General features: G+C 64.6%; 21 protein-coding genes and 2 pseudogenes. 8 read left to right on the top strand and 15 right to left on the bottom strand.

What is annotated here, in order from left to right; all coding sequences use genetic code 11:
• Window positions 1–6 precede the first annotated feature (6 nt).
• The 3 genes and pseudogenes from CF70_RS34510 to CF70_RS05765 all read right to left on the bottom strand — a co-directional run bounded on the left by CF70_RS34510 (window position 7) and on the right by CF70_RS05765 (window position 1,763).
• Window positions 7–731 (bottom strand): annotated as a pseudogene (locus tag CF70_RS34510) (IS6 family transposase).
• A gap of 98 nt (window positions 732–829) precedes the next feature.
• Window positions 830–1,062: pseudogene (locus CF70_RS05760) on the bottom strand (IS6 family transposase); the annotation flags it as partial.
• A gap of 89 nt (window positions 1,063–1,151) precedes the next feature.
• Window positions 1,152–1,763 (bottom strand): TetR/AcrR family transcriptional regulator, encoded by a 612-nt coding sequence (locus CF70_RS05765; protein WP_235184899.1) that lies wholly within the window; start codon window positions 1,761–1,763, stop codon window positions 1,152–1,154.
• A 456-nt stretch (window positions 1,764–2,219) separates the two neighbouring features.
• On the opposite strand from CF70_RS05765, the gene CF70_RS05770 reads away from it, so the two are divergent.
• The 3 genes from CF70_RS05770 (at window position 2,220) to CF70_RS05780 (ending at window position 6,295) form a co-directional block, all read left to right on the top strand.
• On the top strand, window positions 2,220–3,659 hold the full coding sequence (locus CF70_RS05770) for a hypothetical protein (protein ID WP_035861745.1): 1,440 nt from the start codon (window positions 2,220–2,222) through the stop codon (window positions 3,657–3,659).
• Window positions 3,660–3,685: 26 nt separating this feature from the next.
• Window positions 3,686–5,161, top strand: a complete 1,476-nt coding sequence (locus tag CF70_RS05775; RefSeq protein ID WP_035861652.1) for an acyl-CoA reductase — start codon at window positions 3,686–3,688, stop codon at window positions 5,159–5,161.
• Window positions 5,162–5,233: 72 nt separating this feature from the next.
• Window positions 5,234–6,295, top strand: a complete 1,062-nt coding sequence (locus tag CF70_RS05780; RefSeq protein WP_035861655.1) for an NAD(P)-dependent alcohol dehydrogenase — start codon at window positions 5,234–5,236, stop codon at window positions 6,293–6,295.
• 86 nt (window positions 6,296–6,381) lie between these two features.
• Here the strand turns inward: CF70_RS05780 and CF70_RS05785 are convergent, their stop codons facing one another.
• From CF70_RS05785 to CF70_RS05815, 7 genes are all read right to left on the bottom strand, one after another.
• The gene (locus CF70_RS05785; RefSeq protein WP_035861657.1) at window positions 6,382–7,950 is read right to left on the bottom strand and encodes a class I adenylate-forming enzyme family protein; all 1,569 of its coding nucleotides are present in this window, start codon (window positions 7,948–7,950) and stop codon (window positions 6,382–6,384) included.
• 137 nt (window positions 7,951–8,087) lie between these two features.
• Window positions 8,088–9,002: an SDR family NAD(P)-dependent oxidoreductase gene (locus CF70_RS05790; protein WP_035861659.1), complete on the bottom strand. Its 915-nt coding sequence runs from the start codon at window positions 9,000–9,002 to the stop codon at window positions 8,088–8,090.
• 199 nt (window positions 9,003–9,201) lie between these two features.
• Window positions 9,202–10,002: an enoyl-CoA hydratase/isomerase family protein gene (locus CF70_RS05795; protein WP_035861661.1), complete on the bottom strand. Its 801-nt coding sequence runs from the start codon at window positions 10,000–10,002 to the stop codon at window positions 9,202–9,204.
• Between the two features lie 50 nt (window positions 10,003–10,052).
• Entirely contained in the window at window positions 10,053–11,168 is a 1,116-nt protein-coding gene (locus CF70_RS05800; protein WP_035861663.1) for a CaiB/BaiF CoA transferase family protein, read from the bottom strand.
• Between the two features lie 29 nt (window positions 11,169–11,197).
• Window positions 11,198–12,394: an acyl-CoA dehydrogenase family protein gene (locus CF70_RS05805; protein ID WP_035861666.1), complete on the bottom strand. Its 1,197-nt coding sequence runs from the start codon at window positions 12,392–12,394 to the stop codon at window positions 11,198–11,200.
• 11 nt (window positions 12,395–12,405) lie between these two features.
• The gene (locus CF70_RS05810) at window positions 12,406–13,587 is read right to left on the bottom strand and encodes a lipid-transfer protein (RefSeq protein ID WP_035861667.1); all 1,182 of its coding nucleotides are present in this window, start codon (window positions 13,585–13,587) and stop codon (window positions 12,406–12,408) included.
• A gap of 59 nt (window positions 13,588–13,646) precedes the next feature.
• Window positions 13,647–14,444: an enoyl-CoA hydratase/isomerase family protein gene (locus CF70_RS05815; protein ID WP_035861670.1), complete on the bottom strand. Its 798-nt coding sequence runs from the start codon at window positions 14,442–14,444 to the stop codon at window positions 13,647–13,649.
• Between the two features lie 281 nt (window positions 14,445–14,725).
• Between CF70_RS05815 and CF70_RS05820 the strand changes: the two genes are divergently transcribed.
• Together CF70_RS05820 and CF70_RS05825 are read left to right on the top strand one after the other, a co-directional pair.
• Entirely contained in the window at window positions 14,726–15,520 is a 795-nt protein-coding gene (locus tag CF70_RS05820) for an enoyl-CoA hydratase/isomerase family protein (RefSeq protein ID WP_035861673.1), read from the top strand.
• A gap of 25 nt (window positions 15,521–15,545) precedes the next feature.
• Window positions 15,546–16,328 carry an SDR family NAD(P)-dependent oxidoreductase gene (locus CF70_RS05825; RefSeq protein WP_235184900.1) on the top strand — a complete coding sequence of 261 codons (783 nt, stop codon included), beginning with the start codon at window positions 15,546–15,548 and terminating at the stop codon, window positions 16,326–16,328.
• Between the two features lie 56 nt (window positions 16,329–16,384).
• Here the strand turns inward: CF70_RS05825 and CF70_RS05830 are convergent, their stop codons facing one another.
• From CF70_RS05830 to CF70_RS05845, 4 genes are all read right to left on the bottom strand, one after another.
• On the bottom strand, window positions 16,385–17,140 hold the full coding sequence (locus CF70_RS05830) for an SDR family NAD(P)-dependent oxidoreductase (protein ID WP_035861675.1): 756 nt from the start codon (window positions 17,138–17,140) through the stop codon (window positions 16,385–16,387).
• Between the two features lie 76 nt (window positions 17,141–17,216).
• On the bottom strand, window positions 17,217–18,575 hold the full coding sequence (locus CF70_RS05835; protein ID WP_035861678.1) for an MFS transporter: 1,359 nt from the start codon (window positions 18,573–18,575) through the stop codon (window positions 17,217–17,219).
• A gap of 227 nt (window positions 18,576–18,802) precedes the next feature.
• The gene (locus CF70_RS05840) at window positions 18,803–19,840 is read right to left on the bottom strand and encodes a DUF1254 domain-containing protein (RefSeq protein WP_081862036.1); all 1,038 of its coding nucleotides are present in this window, start codon (window positions 19,838–19,840) and stop codon (window positions 18,803–18,805) included.
• A 173-nt stretch (window positions 19,841–20,013) separates the two neighbouring features.
• Complete coding sequence (locus CF70_RS05845) at window positions 20,014–21,372, bottom strand: DUF1214 domain-containing protein (RefSeq protein ID WP_035861681.1); 1,359 nt, start codon at window positions 21,370–21,372, stop codon at window positions 20,014–20,016.
• Between the two features lie 353 nt (window positions 21,373–21,725).
• Here CF70_RS05845 and CF70_RS05850 point away from each other — a divergent pair, with 353 nt between their 5' ends.
• From CF70_RS05850 to CF70_RS35715, 3 genes are all read left to right on the top strand, one after another.
• Complete coding sequence (locus CF70_RS05850) at window positions 21,726–23,036, top strand: DUF1254 domain-containing protein (protein WP_051648068.1); 1,311 nt, start codon at window positions 21,726–21,728, stop codon at window positions 23,034–23,036.
• Between the two features lie 93 nt (window positions 23,037–23,129).
• Window positions 23,130–24,089: a DUF1254 domain-containing protein gene (locus tag CF70_RS05855; RefSeq protein WP_235184901.1), complete on the top strand. Its 960-nt coding sequence runs from the start codon at window positions 23,130–23,132 to the stop codon at window positions 24,087–24,089.
• A gap of 183 nt (window positions 24,090–24,272) precedes the next feature.
• Complete coding sequence (locus CF70_RS35715; protein ID WP_160172231.1) at window positions 24,273–24,392, top strand: alkyl sulfatase C-terminal domain-containing protein; 120 nt, start codon at window positions 24,273–24,275, stop codon at window positions 24,390–24,392.
• 135 nt (window positions 24,393–24,527) lie between these two features.
• On the opposite strand, the gene CF70_RS05860 is transcribed toward CF70_RS35715, so the two are convergent.
• Window positions 24,528–26,108, bottom strand: a complete 1,581-nt coding sequence (locus CF70_RS05860; protein WP_035861683.1) for a class I adenylate-forming enzyme family protein — start codon at window positions 26,106–26,108, stop codon at window positions 24,528–24,530.
• Window positions 26,109–26,282: the final 174 nt, after the last annotated feature.

The following is a 26,282-nucleotide window of genomic DNA, read 5'->3' on the forward strand; positions in this document are numbered from 1 at the left end:
GCCGCTTCATGCGCCAGACGGATTTTGGGCGAGTACGGTGAATTCGCGCCATGCCGAGAAGCGGGCGGTGAGATGTTTTCGGTAGAGCGAAGCGCGCAGCAAGTGCCGCTTGAGGGCGAAGTGCTGGCGGATCGGTCCGAAGCTCGAGAGGAAAGCCTGCGTGCGTTTGGGGTCGCGGAAGCCACGCATTCGACGCTAACGCTCTCGTGTGGGCTGGTGGCTGTTCTCGGCGCGATTGTTCACGCGGGCGCTGGCCTTCACGAAGACATGTTTGATGCCGGCCAACTCCGGGATGTTGGCCTTTGCAGCGGGGTAGCTGCGCAGCTGGTCGGTGACGATCTTGCGCGGCGCCGGGCAAGAACGTAGCACGCGCAGGAAGAAGCGCTTGGCCGCAGCCTTGTCGCGCCGCTTCTGCAGTAGGATGTCGAGTTCAGTGCCATACTCATCGACAGCGCGCCACAGCAGCCAAGGCTCGCCGCGCACCGTCACGAACATCTCGTCGAGATGCCACGTACTGCCTGGCTTGCGCCGTGCGGCTTTCACACGATGCGCGAACCCCGCGCCGAATTTATCGCACCAGCGGCGGATCGTCTCGTAGCTGACGATGACGCCGCGCTCGAACAGCAACTCGCGCAGAGGCTCGGCTGGAAGCGGAAATACCAGCGCACCGCCAGACTGATGACGGCTGCGGGGAAGCGGTGACCGTCATAGAGCGATTTTGGTGTCTTCATTGCACCACCGTAGCCCCACTGTCACCCGCCGACAACGCTACGCCCGCGGTTTAGGCCGCGTCCTACTTTCCTCTGGCGTTCGGCAACGTGACAATGCCATGCCAGGTGCTTCCCGGTTTGCGACGCTCGGTTTTCACCAGGTGAGCAAAGGGGCCCAGAATTTGTCGCGCCAGCAACGGATGGTCTTATAGCTTACGACCACGCCGCGCTCGAACGGCAATTCCTCGATGTCGCGCAGGCTCAGATTGAATCGGAGGTACCAGCGCACCGCGCTGCTGATGACCACGGCGGGAAAGCGATGCCCGTGATAGAGCGAGCTTGTCTTCTTCATGGCGCCGTCTTACGCGACAGATCTGGCAACCTGACAATGCTCCGGCGGCCCATCCGACTATAGGCGCGATCTTGCCCTCGGGCACGCCGTCATCGCGCACACGATCTTGCAGGCCCGCTGACGCTATCGCCTTCTCCGGTGGTCAGCAAGGCATGCAGCATGCGAGCCAGCAGGACCTTCGTATCCGGCTCTAAGAGGTATTCGGGGCGCATCAGCGCCATCGCGCGCGGCAGTGCCAGGATAGCGTGAAACACCATGAAGCGCGCCTTGGCGCGATTGCGCGCCAGCACCTCGTCGGGGAAACGTTCCATCAATGCGTCCGTCGCCATGGACGTCCAGTACTGGTCCGGCTTCACCAGATCCAGTCGCACCAGTTCATCGTATTGCGATGACTTGACGAACATTTCTCGGTCGAGCTGCACCCACCTGTGCAGCATCGGAATCCCAATATCGAGCAACAACATGATGCCATCCAACAGCTTCGTCGATGGCGGCAGCTCTTGAATCTCTTCCACCAGCCGCCTCCGCGCCTTGGCACGAAAGTCATCGAAAATGGCGACGACCAGCGATTCCATCGTCGGGAAGTACTCGTAGATGGAACTGACGGCCACGCCGGCGCGCACGGACAGCCGCTCCAGCGACAGCGCATCGCGCCCTTCCTTTTCCAGGATCTCCCATCCCGCCTTCTTCAGCGCATCCACGAGTATGACCGAGCGTTCCTGGCGCGGACGCTTGCGCGGCCTGGCTGGCACTGCGACCTGCAGCATCTCTGCGGGGTTGGGATTTCTGCGGAATGTCATGGCGGGCGCGCGAAGAAGTGGAAGAGACGGGGTGCGGACGCCCGATATGACCGAGGCAAGCTGTTCAGCTTGCCTGCAAATTGCTTGCCGAATCCCCTCCCTTTCCGGACGTAATCGGCAACGCAATCCGTATCCGCCACCGGCCTGCCGCGAAAACAGAGCCTCTCCGCGCGGATAAACAATTTTTCTTTTAAATCAATAAGTTAAAACAAGAAATCGAGCACCGGAATCCGGAGAGGAAATCGACTTTCGCGCTCATATACTGACCTGCCGGCAAACCGCGAGCGTCTTTTCCGAACGGATGGCCTCGCCCCCTTTCCCTTGTCGGATCCCTATTTCGGTTAGCGAGTTATGTCCATGTCCACTGCGGAAATGTCCCTAGAAAAGAAAGCCGACCTGCTGCTGAACGACCCCGCGGCTCTTGCCAACCATAGCTGCGAGGCGTGGCAACACCTGCCTCGGGAGGAAGTCGATGCCATCCAGCTTGCGGCGCTCAGGCGCCGCTTCGCCTTGCTGCGCGATAGCGTGCCGGTGCTGAAGAAGCTCGCCGACGCCGAGTGCGTGACGCAGATCGATCAGCTCAACGACGCCGTGCCGTTGTTGTTCGAGCACACCGTCTTCAAATCCTATCCGCCCTCCCTGCTCGAAAAAAAGAGATTCGGCCAGATCAATAAGTGGCTGGGCAAGCTGGTCACGCCGGATATCGCCGAGCGTATCGCCGCCGCTGACGTGAGCGGCTGCCAGGGGCTCGACGAATGGTTCGCCGCCATGGACCGGGCCGTGCCGGAACTGCGGATAAGCCACACTTCCGGCACCTCCGGCACCGTCTCCTTCCTTCCAAACAGCGTGCGCGAGTGGGAAAAGGCAGCCGCCATCCGCAAGCTGTTCGTGTGGAAACAGGAAGGGGCCGATATGCCGGACCCGAACCTGCATACCGTCTACCCCTATTTCCACAAGGGCTACCTGAGCCACGTACGCGCCAACGAGTTCATGATCCGCGCGCTGCTGCCGGGCGAGCGGAATTTCCACCCCGCGTACCCAGCCACGCTTTCCAGCGACATGCTCCACCTCGGCGCGAAGATCCGCGCCGCCCATGCCAGGGGCACGCTTGACCGCCTTGAGATCAGCCCGGACCTGCTGCAAAAGAAGAAGGCATTCGACAAGTTACAGGCGGAGACGCCACAGCATCTCGCCGCATTCTTCGAGGAAGCGGCGACGAAGCTGCGCGGCAAGCGCGTCTATATCGGCGCGACCTGGAACCTGCTTCACGGCATGGCCAAGGCCGGTCTCGAGCGTGGACTGGAGGGCATGTTCCATCCGGACTCCTTCATTACCACCACCGGCGGGGCCAAGGGCGTGGTGCAGCCGGAGGGCTGGCGGGAAGACGTGCTGCGCTTCACGGGCGTCAGCCACCTGAACGAGACCTACGCCATGTCGGAACTGGTCAGCGGCTCGAATCCGCGCTGCGAGCACGGCAATTTCCACTTCACGCATACCGTGATCCCGTTCGTACTGGATCCGGAAACCAGCAAGCCTCTGCCGCGCGAAGGCCGTGTGACGGGCCGCGCCGCCTTCTATGATCTGGGCGCGGATATCCACTGGGGCGGCTTCATCACCGGCGACGAGGTCACCGTGGAATGGGACAAGCCCTGCGCCTGCGGCCGCCCGAGCCGCTACGTGGCCGGCGGCGTGCAGCGCTACAGCGAGAAGAACGGCGGCGACGACAAGATCACCTGCGCCGCCACCGAAAACTCGCACCGCGAGGCCATGGACTTCCTGAACACCATCGAGCAATAACGAGTACCGAGAACGAGAGCCCAAACATGTCCCAACCCAAGCCCCTTCCCATCGCGCCGATGGTCATCCGCGGCACTGTCATCACCGACAATCTCGTCGAAGTCGGCGGCCGCGGCGGCGACCTGACATTCCTGACGCCGGATGCCCGCAAGTATCTCGACAAGCTGCCGCTCGGCAACCCGGCCCGCCTTGCCGACCTGTACAAATTGAGCTTCAACGATATCCTCGACTACGCCGAAGCACTCGGTGAGCGCCTGGATCTCGCCACCAACCCGCACCTGCAGGAAGCCTGCGCGCTCTCCTACCACACCGCGCCGGTGACCCCAACCATGGTCAAGGGCACCTACATGGGCCTGCGCAACATGCTGTCGCGCGAGGCGATCACAGAAGCGGTGGAAAGCACGGTCGGCATCAGGTTCCTGGAAGGCTGGGTGCAGCAGAAGTTGATCGATGGCACCGAACTGGAAGTTCGCTGCTTTGGCGCGCGCGCGCTGCATATTGTCGCGGGCAACGCTCCCAGCCTGTCGCTGCTCACCATCATCCGCAACATGGTGCTGCGCAGCGACGCGATCATCAAGGCGCCGTCCAACGACCCGTTCACCGCGCTGGCCATCGCCCGCACCATGATCGATATGGCGCCCGACCATCCGTTGACGTGCCACCTGAGCGTGGCCTATTGGAAAGGCGGCGACAAGGCGTTCGAGGAGCGCCTGTACCAGCCGCAGAACCTGGAGAAGATCGTGGCCTGGGGCGGCTACGCTTCGATGAAGCACGTGACCCAGTATATCCAGCCGGGTCTGGAACTGATCTCGCTGGATCCGAAGCGCAGCGCCAGCATCATCGGGCGTGACACCTTCGCCAGCGAAGACACCATGCGCGAAGCCGCGCTGCGGTTGGCCAGCGACATTGGCGCGCTGAACCAGAAGGGCTGCGTCTGCGCCCGTGTGGTCTACGTGCAAAGCGGCACCGACGAGGAAGGCCTGCGCAAACTGAATGCCTTCGGTCGCCATGTCTACGACGCCATGCTCGGCCTGCCCAACACGCTCTCGACCGCGCCCAAGCGGTACGACCAGAAGCTGAAGGCCGAGGTGGACGCCCTGCGGCTCGATGACGAGTGGTACCAGGTCATCGGCGGCAAGGACGGAGAAGGCGCGATCATCTGTTCGCAGATTCCGGAGCCGGTTTCCTTTGCCACCCTGCTCGACGACCGCACCGCCAATCTCGTGCCGGTCGATTCGCTCGACGAAGTGATGGCGGCAGTGGATGCGTACACGCAGACCGTCGGCATCTACCCGGAGAGCATCAAGGATGAGTTGAAGGACAAGCTGCCTCTGTACGGCGCGCAGCGCATCGTATCCCTTGGCTACGCGGCCGCGATGAAGTGGGCCGCACCACAGGACGCCATCGAGCCGCTGCGCCGCATGGGCAAGTGGATCTCCAACCAGATCGCCTCGCCCGAGACGTCGCCGGCGCCGTGGATGCGTCCGAACATCGAGGCTTAAGCGCATGTCCTGATCCGGCCGGCCTCTCTTTCGGCCGGATCTTTCCCATTCTCCCATCCCGACCCCACCACTATGACCACCTGCAAAGCCTACGGCGCCGGCGAGGCGCACGCCGAACTCACCCCGATGGACATCGAGCGTCGCGTGCTGCGTGCCGACGACGTCGCCATCGCCATCGACTACTGCGGCATCTGCCACTCGGACGCACATGCCGTCGACAACGACTGGGGCAGCACCGTTTATCCCTGCGTGCCCGGCCACGAGATCGTCGGCCACGTCACCGCCGTGGGGCCGCAAGTCCGCCAATACAAGGTGGGTGACCGGGTCGCCGTCGGCTGCATGGTCGACAGCTGCCAGGACTGCCCGTCGTGCGACGATGGTCACGAACAAAATTGCAGCAAGGGCCTGACCGCCACCTACAACGGCAAGGATCGCCATACCGGCGACATCACCTACGGCGGATATTCGGAAAGTATCGTCGTGCGCGAGAAATTCGTGCTGCGCGTGCCCGACGCCCTCGACATGAGATTTGCCGGCCCGCTGCTGTGCGCCGGCATCACCGTCTGGACCCCGCTGCGCCGCCACGGCGTGGGCAAGGGCTCGAAGGTGGCGGTGGTTGGCCTTGGCGGCCTGGGGCACATGGCGGTCAAGCTGGCCGTGGCACTGGGCGCGGAGGTCACGGTGATCACCACCTCCGCCAGCAAGGCCGATGACGCCCGCGCACTCGGCGCCACCGATGTCCTGCTGTCGAAGGATCCCAAGGCCGTGCAGGCGGCGGCCAACCGCTTCGACTTCATCCTCGACACCATCCCGGCGAAGCACAACGTCAATCCCTACCTGATGCTGCTGGGGCGCGACGGCGTGCTGGTGCTGGTGGGCGCGCTGGAGCCGCTGGAGCCGATCCACGGCGCGCTGCTGGTGATGAACAACCGCTCGATCTCGGGCTCGCTGATCGGCGGCCTGCCGGCCACGCAGGAACTGCTGGATTTCTGCGCCAGGCACAATGTGCTGCCGAACTGCGAGATGGTCGACGTGCGCGAGATCAACACGGCCTTCCGGCGCATGCAGGCCAACGATGTGAAGTACCGCTTCGTGATCGACATGGCATCGCTGCGCGATGTCGCTGTCGGGTAGGCCCGGACGCGCCGCTCCCCGGCATGAAGCCAGCGCGGCGCCCCAAGGGCGCCGCGCTGGCTTTCAGGGCACTCCGGCCCGATTGCTCACGACACGTGGCGATCCTTGCCTTGCCAATACTTGTCGCGTACCTGCCGACGCAAGACCTTGCCGACCACGCTGACGGGCAGCCCATCGACAAACGTGATCGACTTGGGCCCCTTGAATCGGCCTAGCCGCTCCTTGACGAACGCGATCAGGTCTTGCTCGCTGACTTCCGCGCCCTGGCGCAGTTGCACCTCGGCGTGGACCGCCTCGCCCCATTCGTCGTGCGGCACCCCGACAGCGGCCGACATCGACACCGCCGGGTGCGCGTTGAGCGCCGCTTCCACCTCGATCGCGTAGACGTTGAAACCGCCGGTGATGATCATGTCCTTCTTGCGGTCTACCAGGTAGACAAAGCCTTCCTCGTCGATATAGCCGAGGTCGCCCGACTTCCAGAAGCCGTCCTCGAACTCGGCCGCCGTCGCCTCCGGGTTCTTGTAGTAGCCCGAGATCACGCCGCGGCTGCGCGCCCAGATCTCACCGACGGTGCCCGCGGCGGCATCGTTGCCGTCGTTGTCGACGATCCTCACCTCGACGTGCGGTTGCAGGCGGCCGGCAGACCCCAGCTGCTTCTCGGTCGCGCCCAGGTGGTCGCTCTTGCCGAGGATGCCGACGGACTGAAGGCTTTCGGTCGCGCCATAGTACTGGACGAAGACGTTGCCGAACCGCTGCTGCGCCCGCCGGAGCTTGGCCGGACTCATCGGCGCACCGCCATAGGCAACGGTCTGCAGCGACGACAGGTCGTAGCTTGTCGCCTCTGGCATGTCGAGCAGCCGGTAAATCAACGTAGGCAACAACAGCGTCATCGTGATCTTCTCGGCTTCGATATTCCGGCACATCAGTGCCAGGTCCGGCAGGTTCTGCGTCACGGTGCAGGCGCCGCGGAACAGCGTCGCCAGGACCCCGAAGCCGGAACCGTGGCTGATCGGCGCCATATGCAGCATGCGGGTGTCGGGCAGCTGGACCTGTTCGGCCTCCATGAACATCGTGTCGCGGCAGGCCAGCCAGTTGTCCATGGTGTACTGGGCGCATTTGCCGGCGCCCGTGGTGCCGCCCGTGAACCGATAGACGAGGGTGTCCTTGTTCGCGTCGTTCTCGACGCCAGGATCGTGATCGCCCACGCCTTCCACCAGGTCCCAGAAATAGAGGAGACCGTCGCGTGGCTCCGCCGGCGGGTCCATGCACACCACCGTGGCGCCCAGGTCTCGCAGCATGCCGTAGTAGCGGTCCAGCAACGCGGTTTCGATGAACACCACCTTGGGACGAACGTATTCGGCCTGGCGGCGGTGCTCGTCGAACGCATCGCGGAAGTTCGTATAGGCCGCCGCCGCGTCGCCCTTGAGCGCCGTCCAGAAATGCAGCAGCGACATATTGTCGTTCTCGAGCACGCACAGATAGATATCGCCGCGGCGCAGCTGCAGGCGCTCGCGCATCATGTTCACGATGCGGTTGGTCACGGCATGGAACTCGCGGTAGGTGTAGCGGCGGTTGCGTTCGATATTGACCAGCGCCTCCCTGTCACCGAAGCGCAGTGCCAGGTTGGCGAACAGGCGGGCAAAATTCGTCTTCATCGTCTGTCTCCTTTTCTTCTCAGTCCGCACCGTAAGCAAAGCGCTTCGATGCGGATCGGGCATTCCAGTGCACAAAGGGAACCCCGACCTCAGGCCAGGATTCCCTTGCTCGGGACAACGCGTCAGGCTCTTCCTGGTCAGGCGGCCTTGGCGTGCTGCATCATGGTGGTGACGAACGCATGCACCTGTTGGTTGGCGTCGTCGCGATGGGCCGAGTTGCTCCAGTCGTTGATTTGCGCGAAGTGGGCCGCCACGGCATCCGGCGACAGTTCCTTGCGCGGGATGTACACCGGGGTGGTCTCCTGCAGCCGGATGGCCGAGAACACGCCACCGCTGGCACCAAGGATAACCTTGTTGGGCGCTTCCTCGCTCACCAGATAGAGCGCACCCGGCGTCACCTGCTCAGGGCCGGTCGCCTTGAGAATGTCTTCAGGCAGCACATCTTCGGTCATGCGCGTGGCCGCCATCGGTGCCAGCGTGTTGACGCGGATGTCGTTCTTCTTGCCTTCGGTCACCAGCATGTTCATCAGGCCGACCACGGCCATCTTGGCCGCGCCGTAGTTGGTCTGGCCGAAGTTGCCGAACAGGCCGGCCGCCGACGTGGTCATCAGCACGCGGCCATAGTTCTGCTCGCGCATCGTCTCCCACACGGCCTTGGTGCAATAGACCGAGCCCATCAGGTGCACGTCGACCACGGCGCGGAAATCGGCCATCTCCATCTTGGAGAAGGTCTTGTCGCGCAGGATGCCGGCGTTGTTGATCAGGATGTCGATGCGGCCGAACTCGGCCTTGGCCTGCTCGACCATGGCGGTGGCCTGCTCGAAGTCGGCAACGTTGGCGCCGTTGGCAATGGCCTGGCCGCCCGCCTTGCGGATCTCGTCGACCACGGCCAGCGCGGCGTCGGAGGAGCCGCCCTTGCCGTCGCGGCTGCCGCCGAAGTCGTTGATCACGACCTTGGCGCCGAGGCGGGCCAGTTCCAGCGCGTGCACGCGGCCCAGGCCGTTGCCGGCACCCGTCACAATGGCCACACGGCCGTCAAAGCGAATTGTCATGGTGTTACTCCAAAGTACTGGATGATGAAAAGCCTGCGTGATCGGTAGTCCGGCCACGCAAGCCGGTTGCTCAATACGGCAATAAGACCGGACCGGGGCTGGCGAAGAGGCCAGCGTTCCCGATAGCCTGACTGCCACGTTACGTTGCTGGCGTCCGCGCCTTCACCTCCCCTTGTGGACGGGCGGGCCAGGCGTCGTGTCAGAACAGCCGTTCAGCGCCTGGATAGAGCGGCGCTTCCTTGGCGAAGAAGCGCCGCACGGCCTCGGCGTTGTAGCTGCTGGCTGCGCACAATCCTTGCACCGCGGTTTCCAGCTGGACCAAAGCATGCCGGTCCGTCTCGAACGTGCGGTTCATGATCCCCTTGGCCATCCCGAGCACGTGCGTCGGGGCATTGTCGAAGCGCCGGGCATACTCGATGGCTGTCTCGCACAGACGATCGGCCGGCACCACGGCCTGCACCAGGCCAATCTCCAGCGCCTCGTCGGCCAGGATCTCGCGTGCGGAAAACACGATCTCCTTGGCGCGCACCAGCCCGACCAGCCGGGGCAGGATGTACATCAGCCCGAGATCCGGCGCAAAGCCGATGCGTGGGAAGTTGGACACCAGCCGAGCCTTGTCGCTGGCGATGATGAAATCCGCCCCCAGCGCAAGCGACAGCCCCGCGCCGACGGCAAAGCCGTCGATTGCGGAGATCACCGGCTTCTCCAGGTCCATCAGTTCCGCATGCCAGCGGTGGGCGCCGAGCAGCGCGTCGCGCACGAGGAATGGCATCTCGCCCTCTTCCCCGCCGCCGTTGAGGTCGGCGCCGGAACAGAAGTGCCCCCCTGCGCCCGTCAGCACCACGGAACGGACGTCCCGGTCTTCCCGCGCCCTACGGATGGCGGCGGCCAACAGTTGCTTGGACTCCTCGTCGAGCGCGTTCCTGCGCTGGGGACGGTTCAGGGTAATGACAGCGGTCTTGCCCTCCTTCTCGAACAGGACCTTGTTGTTGTCCGTCATGTCTCTCTCCTTTCGCGGGCATGTCCCGCGTGTTGTATCGGCGATCGTGCTCAGGCGGCGTTGCACCAGTCCTTGAGCACGGATGCCGTATGCTCGCCACGCTGTGGAACCTTCCCGACTCGTCCTGCCGGCGTGCCGGAGAAGCGAGGCGCCGGGTTGGCCTGCAGGACGCCATCGATCTCGGTGTACACGCCACGGGCGACCATGTGCGGATGCGCTGAGGCCTCGTCGGGATTCAGCACCGGGGCGAAGCAGGCATCGGTGCCCTCCAGCAGCGCGCACCACTCATCGCGTGTCTTGGTGCCGAACAAGGCAGCAAAGCGCTGATGCTGTTGCGGCCACAGCGTCTTGTCGTGCTGCGTGGCGAACGCCGGGTCGCCGGCCAGGCCGAGCCTTTCCAGCAACAGCTTGTGAAAGCGAGGCTCGGCCGAGGCGATCGTGACGAAGTTGCCGTCGGCGCAGCGATAGGTGCGATACCAGTGAGGACCATCGAGCAGGCTGCTACCCCGTTGATTGGCGAACACGCCGGCCGATTTCAGGCCCAGGATCAGGTTCATCATGTGCGCGCTGCCATCCACGATGGCCGCGTCGATGACCTGGCCCTTGCCGGTCGTGCGCGCGCTCATGATGCCGGCCAGCAGGCCCACCATCAGGTACATGGTGCCGCCACCGATGTCGCCCACGAGGCTGGGCGGCGACATGGGCGCCTCGCCGGGCTGGCCGGACCACCACAGGGCGCCCGACAGCGCCACGTAGTTCAGGTCATGGCCCGCGGCCTGCGCCAGCGGCCCGTCCTGTCCCCAGCCGGTCATGCGGCCGTACACCAGTTTCGGATTGCGCGCCAGGCAGACGTCCGGGGCCAGCCCGAGCCGCTCCATCACGCCGGGGCGCATCCCTTCGATCATCGCGTCGCACTGCTCCACCAGACGCAGCACGGTTTCGACACCTTCGGCCGTCTTGAGGTCGACGGCAACCGAGCGCTTGCCGCGATTCTGGATCGCGTGCCTGCCGACATCGAGGTCTTCCGGGCCCGGCTGCAAGCGGTCGACCAGGACGACGTCGGCGCCGAGGTCGGCCAGCATCATGCCGGTGACCGGGGTCGGGCCAAGGCCGGCGATTTCCAGAATGCGCAGGCCCTTGAGCGGACCGCTTTCATTTGAGGCCATTTTCTCTCCAGAGCACAGGGTAGCGGCTGTTAAAGCCGGAACATCATCTTCGCGACGATGCTGCGCTGCACCTCGCTTGTGCCGCCGTAGATAGTCGCGGCACGACGCAGGAACATGTCGTTGGCAATGCCGCGTGCCATGGCCTGCAGCGGATACGGCTGCACCGGCGCCGGTTCATGCACATGCGCATACGCCACCGCGCCGTAGTCGCCCAGCGCCTCCACCTGAGCTTCCGTGATGCGCTGCTGCAGGTCCGTTGCACGCAGCTTGAGCATCGAGCCCAACACGTGCGAAGCCGGATTGTGCGTCATCTCCAGCCTGGCGACGCGCTGCACCATCATGCCGATCGCCCGCAGTTCGGCATCCAGCCGCGCCAGCTTCAACGCGAACTCCGGCCGGTCGATCAACTTGCCTCCGCCAGCAGGAAGCGTCGTCGCGAGCCGCCGCAGTTCGCGCATGTAGCGCATGAGATCCGGCAAGTCCGCGGTCGTCGCATGCTCGTTATTGAGCAGGAACTTGGTGATGTTCCAGCCGGCGCCCTCCTCGCCGACCAGGTTCATCACCGGGACGCGCACGTTGTCGAAGAAGGTCTCGTTCAGGTGGTGCGCGTCGTCGATGCTGCGGATCGGACGCACGGTGATGCCGGGCGTCTTCATGTCGACCAGCAGGAAGCTGATCCCGGCCTGCTTCTTGCCCGTCGTGTCGGTCCTTACCAGCAGGAAGATCCAGTCGGCCTGGTGCGCGTAGCTGGTCCAGATCTTCTGGCCGTTGACGATATAGTGGTCACCGTCGCGGATGGCACGGGTCTTGAGAGAGGCCAGGTCGGAGCCCGAGCCAGGCTCGGAAAAGCCCTGGCACCAGAGCCGCTCGCCATCGAGGGCTGCCCGCAGGTGCTCGGCCTTCTGAGCCGGCGTGGCGAACGCGTTCAGCACCGGACCGAGCATCTTCTGCACGAAGCCGTCCTGCGTGGGCGCGCCGGCCGCCGTGCATTCGTCGTCGAACGCCAGCATCTGCTCCACCGACCAGCCCGTGCCCTCGTGCGCCAAGGGCCAGTAAGGCGCGCCCCAGCCATGCGCCCGCAGTAGCTTCTGCCAGCGCAGGATCTGCTCACGCGGCGAGCGCGTGCAGCGCGGCAGCCCTTTCAGGTCTGCAGGCACCTTGTCCCGCAGGAACTGGCGGACTTCCTGGCGAAACGCCTCCAGTCCCGGATCAACTTGAAAGTCCATGCACGTCTCCGTCAGTCCTTCCGGTACATGGTGACGACCGCTGCGCCGCCGATGCCGACGTTGTGCTGCAGGGCCACGCGCGCGTTCTCCACCTGGCGCTTGTCCGCCTGGCCGCGCAGTTGCTGGACCAATTCCGTGCACTGGGCAAGGCCGGTGGCGCCGATCGGGTGCCCTTTGCACAGCAGGCCACCCGACGGGTTGACCACGTACTTGCCGCCGTAGGTGTTGTCGCCATCGTCGACGAACTTCGCGGCGCCGCCTTCCGGGCACAGGCCGAGCGCTTCGTAGGTGAGCAGTTCGTTCTGCGCGAAGCAATCGTGCAGTTCGACCACGTTCACGTCTTCGGCGCCGATGCCGGCCATCTCATACACCTTGTTGGCCGCCGCACGCGACATGCCAAAGCCGGCGAGGTGGCGCAGGTCACCCGAATTGAATGTCTCGGCACCGTCGGTGGTGAGCGCCTGGCCGGCGATCCAAACACGCGTGTCGAGGCCATGCTTCTTCGCGTAGGCTTCGCTGCACAGCACCGCAGCGGCCGCGCCGCAGGTCGGCGGGCATGCCATCGAACGCGTCATGACGCCGGGCCACATCACTTTCTCGGCCATCACTTCCTCAGGGGTGACCACCGTGCGGAACACCGCCATCGGGTTGTTGAAGGCATGGCGGCTGGCCTTGGCGCGGATCTTGGCGAAGGTCTCCACCGGCGTGCCGAAACGCTTCATATGGTCCAGGCCAGCGGCGCCAAACAGTTGCAGGGCAGGCGCCACGCCGTCCGGCACCACGCTCTCGCACGCACGGTTGAACAGTTCCAGCGGGGCGGGCCGGTCGGTGTAGATCGTACCCAGCGCGCCCGGGTTCATCTGCTCGAAGCCAAAAGCCAGCACGATGTCGGCCATGCCGCTGGCGATGGCCTGGTTCGCCAGGAACAGGGCGGTCGACCCGCTGGCGCAATTGTTGTGGACGTTGATGACGGGGATGCCGGTCATGCCGATGTCATACAGCACGCGCTGGCCGCCGGTGGAATCGCCAAAGATGTAGCTCGCATAGGCCTGCTGGACCGACTCATAGCCCACGCCTGCGTCCGCCAGCGCCAGCCGCACGGCCTGCGCCCCCATCACGGTGTACGGATCGCTCTGGCCAGGCTTCTTGAACGGAATCATGCCCACGCCGGCAACGACGACTTTCTGCGTCATGTCTTTCTCCTTGAGTGTTTTGCAATGAATAGATACAGGCGGAAATCGGTGGATTCCCGTCAGAACAGGCGTTGGGTGCCCGGAAAGAGCGGTGCTTCCTTCGAAAAGAAACGCCGCACCGCCTCGGCGTTGTACTGGCTGGCCGCGCACAGGCCCTGCACGGCGGCTTCGAGCTGGAGCAACGCATGCCGGTCGGTCTCGAAGGTCCGGTTCATGATGCGTTTGGCCATGCCCAGCACGTGGGTCGGAGCCTTCTCGAAACGTTGCGCGAATTCGATAGCGGCGTCGCGCAGGCGGTCGGCCGGCACCACGGCCTCGGCCAGGCCGATAGCCACGGCTTCTTCGCCCTGGATTTCGCGCGCGGAGAAGACGATCTCCTTGGCGCGCACCAGGCCGACCCGGCGCGGCAGCACGTACATCAGCGACAGGTCGGGAACAAAGCCGACACGAGCGAAGCTCGACACAAAACGCGCCCGGTCGCTGGCGATGATGAAATCCGCCGCCAGCGCCACCGAAAGGCCGGCCCCGGTCGCAAAGCCGTCGACGGCGGAGATCACCGGCTTCTCCAGGTCGGTCAGCTCGGTGAACCAGCCGTGGTGGTCCAGCAGCAGGTCGCGCACGTAGAACCCGCGCTCGGCGTCCGCGCCGCCGTCGCCCAGGTCCGCCCCCGCGCAGAAGTTCCCGCCGGCGCCGGTCAACACGACCGCGCTCACCGACCGGTCTTCCCTGACTGCGCTGACGATGTCCGCCATCGCCGCCTTGATGGAATCGTCGAGCGCATTCCTCCTGTGCGGCCGATTCAGCGTAATGACGGCCGTTCCACCGACCTTCTCCAGTAGCACCGTGTTGTCAGACATGCAGATTCCCCTCTCCAGCAAAGCGTCCTGATTTGCGCTTGCCGGGTCATCTTAGGGAGGGGTACGGCACGTCCGCCCCTCCCTTTTTTGCCGTCGGTGGCAGGGAGGGATGGAAAGGCAGGCAGAATAAAAGTGCATCATGCAAAACATTCATGAGATTCAGCGCCGACCATGCGCCACAAACGCGCCCCCCGCCGTTCAGAGAGGGGACGTACCGAAGACGCACTGGCTATCGTCCTCCGGACACAGTGGCACACACCCATCAACATGGAGGAGACACCATGAATTTCAGCGACTACCAGCACATCAGCTTCGCCCGGCGCGGCAAGGTGCTCGAAATCACCCTCAACCGTTCGGAGCAGCTCAACGCCTTCAACGGCGGCCTGCACGCAGAGATGGCCCGGGTCTTCATCGATGCCAACAACGATCCCGAATCGGAAGTCATCGTCCTGACCGGCGCCGGCCGCGCCTTTTCCGCCGGCGGCGACCTCGAGGCCGTGAAGGCTGGCTTCGACGATCCGGCTGCGTTCCGGGTGACGGCACGCGAAGGCAAGCAAATCGTCTTCGCCCAGCTCGATTGCGAGAAGCCGATCATCGCCAAGGTGAACGGCCCGGCCATCGGCCTGGGCTGCAGCATTGCCCTGTTCTGCGACGTGATTTTCGCCGCCGACACCGCGAAGTTCGCCGATCCGCACGTGAATGTGGGCCTGGTGGCAGGCGACGGCGGCGCCATCATCTGGCCGCAACTGATCGGCTATGCCCGGGCCAAGGAGTACTTGCTGACCGGCGACGCGCTGACGGCAACGGAGGCGGCGCGCATCGGCCTCATCAACCATGCAGTGCCGGCCGCGGAACTCGACGAACGCGTCAACCAGTTCGCGGACCGCCTGGCCGCCGGGGCCGCGCAAGCCATCCGCTGGACCAAGGTATCCGTCAACGTCGGCCTCAAGCAGCTCGCCCACTCCATCATGGATACCTGCATGTCGTACGAATGGCTGGCCAGCAAGTCGGACGACCACCGCGAGGCGGTCAATGCCATGCTGGCCAAGCGCAAGCCGGCGTTCACCGGCCAATGAGCGGAGCGACGCAATGGGGAACACCATGAAAAACGGCGCCAGCCAAAGCCCGCCCATGGACTTCAGCGGCAAGCGGGTCCTGGTGACCGGCGGCGCCAGCGGGATCGGCGCGGCCATCGCGGAATTCTTTGCTGAGCACGGCGCCCTTGTCTGCTCCTCCGACCTGAATCCCGCCGCCGATGTGCCCGGGCGCAAGATGCTTCGCGGCGATGTGTCGTCGGAAGCGGATGTGCTCCGCATCACGGCCGAGGCTGCCGCGCACATGGGAGGGATCGACATCCTGGTCAATAACGCCGGGATCCTCGAGCCCGCCAGTCGCACCGTGAAACAACAAACGGCAACGTGGCAGCGGACCATCGACGTCAACCTCACCGGCACCTGGCTGATGTGCAGGGCGGTCGGCGCGCACATGCTCGAGCGGGGCGGCGGGGCCATCGTCAACATCGCCTCGATCTATGGCCTCGGGGGCGGGCCTGGCATTGCCGCCTACACCGCCTCCAAGGCCGGCACGATCATGCTGACGCGCTCGCTGGCCTGCGAATGGGCGCAGAAGGGCATCCGCGTCAACGGCGTCGCACCGGCCATCATCCGCACGCCCCCGCTCGATGCCATGACGAGCGCTGGCCGGCTCGATGTCACCTCGCTGGAGCGCCGCACGCCGATGGGGCGGCTGGGGTATCCCGTCGAAGTGGCGAAGGCGGTCGCGTTTCTCGCCTCGGAATGGGCTTCGTACGTGACCGGCGCCACGCTGCCGGTTGACGGCGGGTGGACTGCGTTCGGCGCGGACGGCGACGCCTCCAGGGGATAAGCCCCAGCGAACGGCTCAGGCCTGTCTTGCGTCCTGAGCCGTTCGTTGCGGGCCCTTCACGTCGTCAGGCCTCCGTCGACGACGTAGTGCGCGCCAGTGACGAATGACGCCTTCTCCGAACTGAGCCACAGCACCAGTTCGGCCACCTCCTCCGCCTCGGCGGGCCGGCGCAGTGCGGAGGCCGCGACCAGCGCACCCGAGCTTCCAGGCGCGGAGCCCGCGGCGATCTCGTCCGCCATTGCGGTCCGGATATAGCCCGGACAGATCGCATTGATCCGGATCCCATACTTGCCGTACTCCCTGGCGGCGGAACGGGTCAGGCCAATTACCCCGTGCTTGGAAGCAGAATACGCGGCGCTGTACGGCGCGCCCTTCAGCCCGGCGACCGATGCGGTATTGACGATGACGCCACCGCCCGCCTTCATGGCCCGCAGCTCGTGCACCATGCAGTGGAACACGCCGGTCAGGTTGACGCCGATGACCGCCTGCCAGTTCTCCAGCCCCTGATCCTCGGTCCGGGCGATGCGGCCTGAGATGCCCGCATTGTTGAAGGCGATGTCGAGCCCGCCGAAGGTCCGGAGTGCCGTCTCGACCATCGCCGCACAGTCTTCCTCCCGGCTCACATCCACGCGCTGGAAGATCGCCTGACCGCCCGCCTTGCCGATCTCGGCCATGACCTCCCGGCCCGCCGCCTCCGCCCGGTCCGCGACGACGACATGCGCGCCAGCAGCGGCAAGCCGCAACGCGGCCGCACGGCCGATCCCGGCCGCGCCCCCGGTCACGACGGCAACCTTGCCTTGTAAATCAGACATAGGACAATCCCAAATAGAAACTGCCCTCCCCCCGCGACAAGCCACGCGACAGAAGGGCAGCACACAAGAACAACCGTTACACGGATTCTGGCCGCAACGCGCCATCCGCGGCACGCCGGGCCGCGGCACCCTTGATCATGAGCGCCACGGAGGAGACCAGTACGAACCCCATCACCACGGTAAAGACCGTAGCAAGGCTGAAGCCATCGCGCAGCATCAGCGCACCGGCCATCGGGCCGGCGATGCCGCCGAACCGGCCGACGCCATGCATCCACGCGATCCCCGTAGAACGGCCGCTGGCCGGATAGAATGCCGCTGCCACCGCGCCCATCGACATCAGTGCGCCGCTCAGGCCGATGCCGCCAAGGAACACACACGTGGCCACCCAGGCCAGGTCGCCTTTCTGCTGCCCGACCAGCCACATGCCGAGCCCGCCCAGCACGAAGGCGCCGGCAATCACGTTGTTCCTGTCAAAGCGGTCCATCAGCCAGCCGAACGCGAAGGTGCCAAAGATGCCGCCAACGGTCAGCAGCACGGTGATCAGGGTCGAATTCTGCAGCGAGGCGCCCATATCCTGCACCAGCGTCGGCAGCCAGCCCAGCAGCAGATAGTAGGCAAAGGTGCCGAAGAAATAGGCGATCCACAGCATGGCCGTGCCTGTGCGCAGTTGCCTGGAGAGCACCACGGCGACGCCTGCCTTGCCGGGCTCGGGCGCTGCCGGCAGCACGAAACGCGTGTCGTCGGCGATCTCCGCCTCAGGTGCGATGCGCCGCAGCACCGCGGCGATCGCGGGTGCCGGATAGCCCTGCTGGACCATGAACTGCAGAGGCTGCGGCATGCTGACCAGCATGAACAGGGCCAGCACGACCGGCACGATGCCACCGATGAGGAAGACGCTGGTCCAGCCATGCGACGGCACGACGGCCGCGGCGGCCAGTCCGCAGGACGATGCGCCGATCAGGGCGCCGCAGGCAATGGTGTTGACGAGAAAGGCGCTCATGCGTGCCGGCGCATACTCGTATATCAGCGTCACCGCGCCGGGCACAGCAGCGCCCACGCCAACGCCGGTGAAGAAGCGCCAGGCGCCAAGCGACACGAGCGAGTCGGCCGTCATGGTCCCGAGACTGCACAGCCCGAACATCATCATCGAGCCGATCATCACCGTCTTCGGGCTGGTGCGGTTGAACAGCGGCCCTGCGATGAGCGCGCCAAGCGCCAGCCCCAGCACCCCCACGCTCAGCACGGGGCCGAACGCTGACTTTGTCGTTCCCCATTCGCGCACGAGCACCGGCAAGACAAAGCCGATGGCAACGCTGTCATAGGCGTCGATGGCGATAAGGAGGAAACACGTAACCAGGATTCCCCACTGGTACCGCGAAAACCGGTGTTCGTTGATGCACTGCTGCACATCGAGCGTGCGTGACAGCTTCGTCATGTTGTCTCCTATAGGTATTGTCATATAGTCCGGCGCCGGGTCCGGCGCGGGTCCACCGCAAAGACCGCCAGTGGACGCGGTTGACGATACGCAGTGGCTTCGGCGCGCTCTCCTCCACTTTCGGGAGGGGACGCAGCAAAGGCGGGCAGGGTAAACGCCATGGGGGGCATTGAAACGCCCCCCATGCCTTTCCTTTCGTCGCGCGCGGTCACGCGCTGGCCGCACCCTCAGGACACCGGCCGCGGCGGCGGCAACTTCCACGTGCCCTGAAGGATCTCCGGCTGCGGCAGGTAGTAGCGGACCATGTAGTTCCAGCCCGGCATGACCGGCAGGCAGTTCGTCGCATCCTGGCCGCAATCGCCGAAGCGGATCGAGACCGCGCCGTCCGTGCCCCGCTTCGCCGTCAGGCTGTTGATGGAATAAGCGTCGAGCGCGTTGCGATGGAATTTGCCCGAGGCGTCGTACACACTGACAGACCAGAACGCGCCGACCGGCACGGTAGGGACGTCGAGGCGGTAGTTCGTCGTTCCATCGTTGCGCTCGGGCGTGACAATCTGGTAGAAGGCGTCCTTCTCCGGAATGCCGCCCCATGCGATAGCGCTGCCAATGAGGTGGCGCACCGGATCGACCTGCCCGCTGCCGCCAAACATCCGCCGCGAATCGGGTATGGTGGTTCCCAGCGCGATCAGCATCTTGCGCAGGGCATCCTGGCTGGCCTTGTCCCAGTCAGGTACTTCGAAACGGCCAGGACCATTCGGCTGGCTGACATGGATGGCGTCCTGCAGCACCCAGGCCTGCTTCGCGTCGTCCGCCTTGCCCGGGTCGATCAGCGTGCGCACGCCCAGCATGACATAGCGCGTCCCGATCTCCTTCCGGGTGAAGGTATGGCTGCCGGCACGATAGTGCACGCCAAGGACGTGGCTGTTCTCGTCCAGCACCGCGAGCGACATGAAGCGGCTGCCTGCATCCGGCATGGTGACGGTGACCGGCCCTGCATCGAGATCGAATACGGCGGTGGAGTACAACGTGTCGCGATTCGGGCGAACCACGGTCTGGCTGTCCACCGGCACCAGTTCGCGGAAATGGGAAAACTTGCCGAAGCCGCCCCGCTTGACGGTAAACCCGAAGTAACGGTCCGACTCGGCGCGCGTGAAATTGTCGACCGTCACAGCCACCGGCACGCCTGCATCAACCTGGGCGTGCACATTGGGCACAACGGCAGCCAACATGGCGCAAGCCGTCGCATGCAAGAACTTCACTGACATATTCATCCCCTTATCCACGCTCGCGTGGTGTTGAACGATGCAAAGCGGCCTCACGGGCCGCAAGGAAACCAATCTCTCAATTCCCGTTTGTGTACGCTCTCTCCCGCAAGCGGGAGAGAGCGAAGCAAACACGCAGTGCGAGCGTGGTTACGCGCCTCCTGCCTGCTATGACGTCACGACAGCCGGACGATGGGCGGCGGCACATACTTGCGGGCCGCCTCGCCGTCCTTCGGTCCGTAGAACCGCAGCATCAGCCGATACTGCTGGCCAGCCGGCGTCGGCAGCCAGTTGCCCTCCGGGGCGTTTTCCGGCTTCTGCGGACCGAAGTACAGGGTCAGGGATCCGTCCTTGCCGTACTGCAACCGCGACTGGTTGTTGAGCAGGAAGCGATTCATGGGATTCGGCAAGACACGGAAGTGCCGGGAATCCACGGCGAGGACCGACCAGAAGTAGCGCGCCTGCGCAGCGGGGAGTTGCTCCTTCGGGAACGTCAGGGAATAGGTGTGGCTGCTGTCCAGCGGCGCGCCGGCACTGTCGACCGCGCCCCGGAAGTAGTTGGCCTCGTCGAATGTGTTGACCCATATCCCGCCATGGTTGAACAGGGTACGGCTCAGGTAGTCGCTGCCATAGGCACCCGACACGGCAGCACGCGCCCATCCGTTGCGCACGGTGCCCGGGCCAATGGTCCGGCTGGCTTTGGCAAAGTCGGCAAAGGCACGCTGGCGGATCACGCCGTCCACGCGGGCGCGTTCGTCGGGGTTGGCGATGGACTGGGCAATGGCACGCACCTTCGCCTGCAACGGTTCCATGCCGGGGTTCAGGTCCGGCTCGCTCGCAAGCGCCAGATCGGCAACGTCGAATGCCTCCACGCCCGGCAAGTTGCGCAAGTCGAACACAGGCGTTTGCGGAATGCGGGGCAAGCGTGGCGTGCCGGTCGCCCGCATCCTGAACTGGTGCTGCAGTGCATCGGCCTGCTTCCAGTCCGCGCCCAGCTCAACGCGGGAGAGCACGCGCGTATAGCGCGCCGGCAGGTCCACCCGCGTCACGTTCGCCGGCAGCGCGACATTGGCGCCGCGCAGGCATACGGCAAAGTCGCCGCTGGGCCGACTGGTAAAGGTACGGTCGTTGATATTGGCCAGCGTCTCGCCCCAGCCGTTCAGGAACTGCACCGTGTAATAGCGGTCCGTAATCTTCGGTACCGTGACGATGGTGCAGCTGTCCTCATCCACGGCGACCCAGGCCTCGGAATAGGCCACATCCAGGTTGGGATTCGGCCAGTCCACCGCGCCCGGTTTGCGATGCACCAGCTGGTTCCAGCTCATGCCCTCGCGAAAGTCCAGTTGCTGCTGGCGCAGCACGAGGAGGCGTCCGAGCAGATAGATGTAGGCGTCGCTGATGTCCTGATCGGAGACCTTCGCTTGCCGGGTCGCGGCTGGCGCGCCTGTCACGTTGGGAAGCTTGTGCTGACAGGCGCCAATCAACAGTGACGCCGCGACGGCAACCAGGATCAATAGCAAGCGGGGCAATTGCATCCTCTACTCCTTCTGAGTGTTCGAACATGTATGGGTCTGTCGGGTTTCGCGTCCTGCGCGGTTCCCGCCTCCCTTTTCCCGGGACAGCCACCAAATTAGGCCCAGATCCATACGTCCGCGCCCCTCTCCCATCGGGAGGGCGGGAAATATCGGATTACCGCCCCGCCGGGCTTCCCCATACAATCACTCTGTCAATCTCAATGAAGCCGGGGCACCACATGCATGGATTGCCGTTTCGTTATGTCTGTCTTCTGGGCGCCGTGGTTTTCATCACGGCTTGTCAGAGCGGACCCAGTCCGGTGATTTCCGGGCCGCCGGCCGACGGACAAGCGGTCGCCGATCTGGACCAGCGCATGGTTCATCGCCGCGCCGTCGAAGCCGCGATCTGGGGCGTTCCGGCGGTGAATTTCGAGCGGCTGCGCGACGGACTGGCCGACGCGGGGGGCGACTGGAACCAGATCGTCTATTGGTCGCGGCTGCCGGATTGGAAGAACCAGACCCTGACGCCCAATCCCGATGTCATCTACCTGATGCCGTTCTACGACACGCGCAACGGCCCCGTGGTCCTGGAGATCCCCCCCGCCGAAGGTAACGCTTCCATCACCGGGAGCATCGACGACGGCTGGCAGACCGCGCTCGAAGACGTCGGTCCGGCTGGCGTGGACAAGGGCAAGGGCGGCAAGTACCTGATCCTGCCACCGGGCTATCAGGGGAAGCCACCGGCCGGCTTCATCCCACTGACGTCGTCCACCTACGCGGGCTATGCACTGCTGCGATCCAACGTTGCCAGCAGCAGTAGCGCCGACATCGCGAAGGCCGCGGCCTATGGCCGCAAGATAGGCCTGTATCCGCTCGCCCAGGCCACGCACCCGCCGGCAACGCGGTTCATTGACGCAGCCAACACGGTCTACGACAGCACGATCCCCTATGACCTGCGTTTCTACCAGTTGCTGGACCGCTTTGTGCAACGAGAGCCATGGATCGAACGCGACAAGGCAATGATCGACATGCTGAAGTCGATCGGCATCGAACAGGGCAAGATCTTCGCCCCCGACCAGAAGACGCAGGCAACCCTCAGGCAGGCCATCACCGAGGCGAACGCCTGGCTCCAGGCCAGTTATGAAGCGGCCTTCACGAATACGTACTTCCCGGGCAGCCGCTGGGCCGTGCCGGTTTCGCCGGAAGTGCTTGAAGGCCTGGGAAGCAATTTCGGCAAAGCCGCCAGCTATCCCACCAGTGGCCGCGGTGTCATGTACACCTTCGGCTTCTTCAGTGCCAGGCATCTGGGCCAGGGGCAGTTCTACCTGTTGACGCTCAAGGACAAGGCCGGCCAGCCTCTCGATGGGGCGAGCACCTATCGGCTGAGCGTGCCACCGAAGGCGCCAGTCCGCCTCTACTGGTCCGCGACGGTCTACGACCGCGCGACGCATGCCCTGATCCGGGACCAGGCACGCCTGAGCCGTGCCTCAAATTCGCAAGGGCTGCAGAAGAACACGGATGGCTCGGTCGATCTCTATTTCGGTCCGACATCGCCGCCTGGCAAGGAATCGAATTGGGTGCGCACCCGCCCGGGAGGCCAGTTCGAGGTGCTGTTCCGACTCTACGGTCCGGAACAACCGCTGTTCGACAAGACCTGGCAATTGCCTGACATCGAAAAGCTCTGACAAACCTGGAGAGAACTCACCATGGCGATTTCAATCAAGCTATGTGCGATATCTTTGACGTGCGGCCTGGCATTCGCGGCTCAGGCCCAGAGCGTGGCACCACCCCCACTCGCCGTAACGCCCGATAATTTCGTCCGCGCCGAGACGGACCTGAATTTCGCCGGCATCGTCAGGAAAGAGGGATTCGGCAGGTTCGAGCACGACCGTGAGATCACGCCCATCAACCGCCAGAACGTGATCCGCCTGAACCGCGACACGCTTTACTCGGCGGCCATTTTCGATCTTGACGCGGGCCCGGTTACGATCACCCTGCCGGACCCGGGCAAGCGTTTCCTCTCGATGCAGGTGCTTGACGAAGACCAGTACACGCCATTCGTTGCATACGGCGCCGGACGCCACGTCCTGACGCGCCAGAGCATTGGCACCCGCTATGTGCTGGCCGGTGTGCGCATCCTTGTCGACCCTAATGATCCCGCCGACGTGCAGCGGGTCCATGCGCTGCAGGACGCCATCGGGGTCGACCATAAGGCCAGAGGCACATTTGAGGTGCCGAACTGGGATCCGGCCAGCCAGAAGATCGTGCGCGACGCCTTGCTTGTGCTGGCCAGCACATTGCCGGACACGAACCGCGCATTCGGGCCGAAGGGCCAGGTCGATCCGGTCAGGCGGCTGATCGGGGCGGCATCGGCCTGGGGCGGTAATCCGCAAAAGGACGCCATCTACCTGAACGTCGTACCCGCACGAAACGACGGCTCGACCGTGCACAGGCTGGTCGTCGGGAAAGTGCCGGTAGACGGATTCTGGTCAGTCAGCGTCTACAACGCCAAGGGCTACTATGAGGCCAACCCCCTCAATGCCTATACCATCAACAGCGTCACCGGCAAGAAGGGCGAGGACGGCTCCGTCACCGTGCAGTTCGGCGGATGCGAAGGCCAGGTGGCGAACTGCCTGCCGGTCATGCAGGGGTGGAACTACATGGTCCGACTGTACAGGCCCCGCGCCGAAGCTCAGTCAGGCAAGTGGCAATTTCCGAAAGCGCAGCCGGTGCAGTGACCATGCGCAGGGTGCACCGGGTTGACCTGCCCGCCTGTAGCGCCGACCTTGACCTCCATATCCGGGGGTTCTCTCCACGGTTCATTGAGGCTGCCTTCACTTGCGGGATGATGGTGACGGTCTCGCGCGAGTGGTCGGCGTAGCGCGGCATGCGCGTGAGCGCCCCACATCCAGCCAGTCGTAGTGGCGTCGGGCGATCTGGTGCTGTCGGGCCGGCGGGACGCGCTGGAGCAGTTGCTGGCAATGCTCGATACCTACCCCTCGTGGTTCAAGGTGGTGACGCCCAATCCTGACCCAAGCTGAAGCGCGCAGCGCCTGCCGGCCGTACATGGCGGCAGGCGCTCGTCGCAGTACTGCAGCGGCCATCACAAAAAAGGGCCCGGATGGAGCCATTCCGCTTCCAGCCGGGCCGCAGTATAGCCACAAGACGCGCAGGAATTACGACACCCGCCGCCCCTTGCCCTCCCAGTACTTCTCACGCACCTGGCGGCGAAGCACCTTGCCGACCACGCTGACCGGCAGCGCCTCGACGAAAACGATCGACTTGGGTATCTTGAAACGGCCCAGCCTGCCCTTGACATGCGCGATCAGCTCGTCGACCGTCACCTGCGCGCCGGCCTTGACCACCACCTCCGCGTGCAGCGCCTCGCCCCACTCCTCGTGCGGCACGCCGATCACTGCCGAGTTGGAAACCGCCGGGTGCGAGTTCAGCGCCGCTTCCACCTCGACCGCGTAGACGTTGAAGCCGCCCGTGATGATCATGTCCTTCTTGCGGTCGACGAGGTACAGGAAGCCTTCATCGTCGATGTAGCCCAGGTCGCCCGATTTCCAGAAGCCGTTCAGGAACTCCGCCGCCGTCGCTTCGGGGTCGTTGTAGTAGCCTGAAATGGTGCCGCGGCAGCGCAGCCAGATTTCGCCGGTCGAGCCTTGTGGCAGTTCCTTGCCCTCCTCGTCGACCACCATGATCTCGACGCCGGGCACGATGCGCCCCGCGGAGCCAAGCTGCTTGTCCGAGGCCGTCAGGTGGTCGGCCTTGCCGAGCAGGCCAACCGCATGCAGGATCTCGGTCGCGCCGTAGATCTGCATGAAGATGTTGCCGAAGCGCTGCTGCGCCTGGCGCAGCTTGGCGGGGCTCATCGGTGCCGCGCCGTAGGCCAGCGTGCGCAGCGACGACAGGTCGTACTGCGTGGCCTCGGGCATTTCCAGTATCCGGTAGATCATCGTCGGCACCAGCAGCGTGTTCGTGATCTTCTCGGCCTCGATGTTGCGGCACAGTTGCGCCAGGTCGGGAATGTTCTGCGTCACCGTGCAGCCGCCGCGGAACAACGTGGGCAGCAGGCCCAGGCCGGACCCATGGCTGATCGGCGCCATATGCAGGAAGCGCGTGTCGGCGTCATAGACCTGCTCGCTTTCCATGTACATGGAATCGCGCATGGCCATCCAGTTGTCCATCGTGTACGCGGCGCACTTGCTCTTGCCGGTGGTTCCGCCGGTGAAGCGGTAGACTAGCGCGTCTTCGCGCATGTCGTTCTCGATGCCGGGGTTCTCATCCGACACGCCGTCCAGCAGGTCCCAGAAGTACAGCAGGCCTTCATGTTGCACGGCGGGCAGGGACGCCGGAGGGTCCATGCAGACCACCGTCACGCCCTGGCCGCGCAGCATGTCGAAGTAGCGGTCGAGCAGCGCATTCTCGATGAAGACCACCTTGGGGCGAATGAAATCCACCTGCCAGCGGTGTTCTTCCTGCGCGTCGCGATAGTTGGTGTAGGCAAGGGCCGCATTGCCCTTGAGCGCGGTCCATGCATGCAGCAGGGCAATGTTGTCGTTCTCGAGGATGCACAGGCCGATATCGCCGCGGCGCAGCTGCAGACGGTCGCGCATCATGTTGACGATACGGTTGGTCAGCGCGTGCAGCTCGCGGAACGTGTATCGACGCTGGCGCTCGATATTGACCAGGGCCTCCCGGTCGCCGAAGCGCACGGCGAGATTCCCCATCGTGCGCGCAAAGTTCATTTTCATTCGTTGCCTCCTGCCTCTTGTGAAGGGTCTCACACCTGCCCGTCATGGCGTGCGCCCGCGCGCATGTTAGGCGACGCGAGCGGGAGTTCGCACCTCCCCTGGCGGACGCGCGACAGGTGCGTTGACTGTCATAGGGTGGATGTTAACGAAACGGGGGATGCGGCGATGCCGCAT

The organism is Cupriavidus sp. SK-3, from assembly GCF_000611145.1.
GTDB lineage: Bacteria > Pseudomonadota > Gammaproteobacteria > Burkholderiales > Burkholderiaceae > Cupriavidus.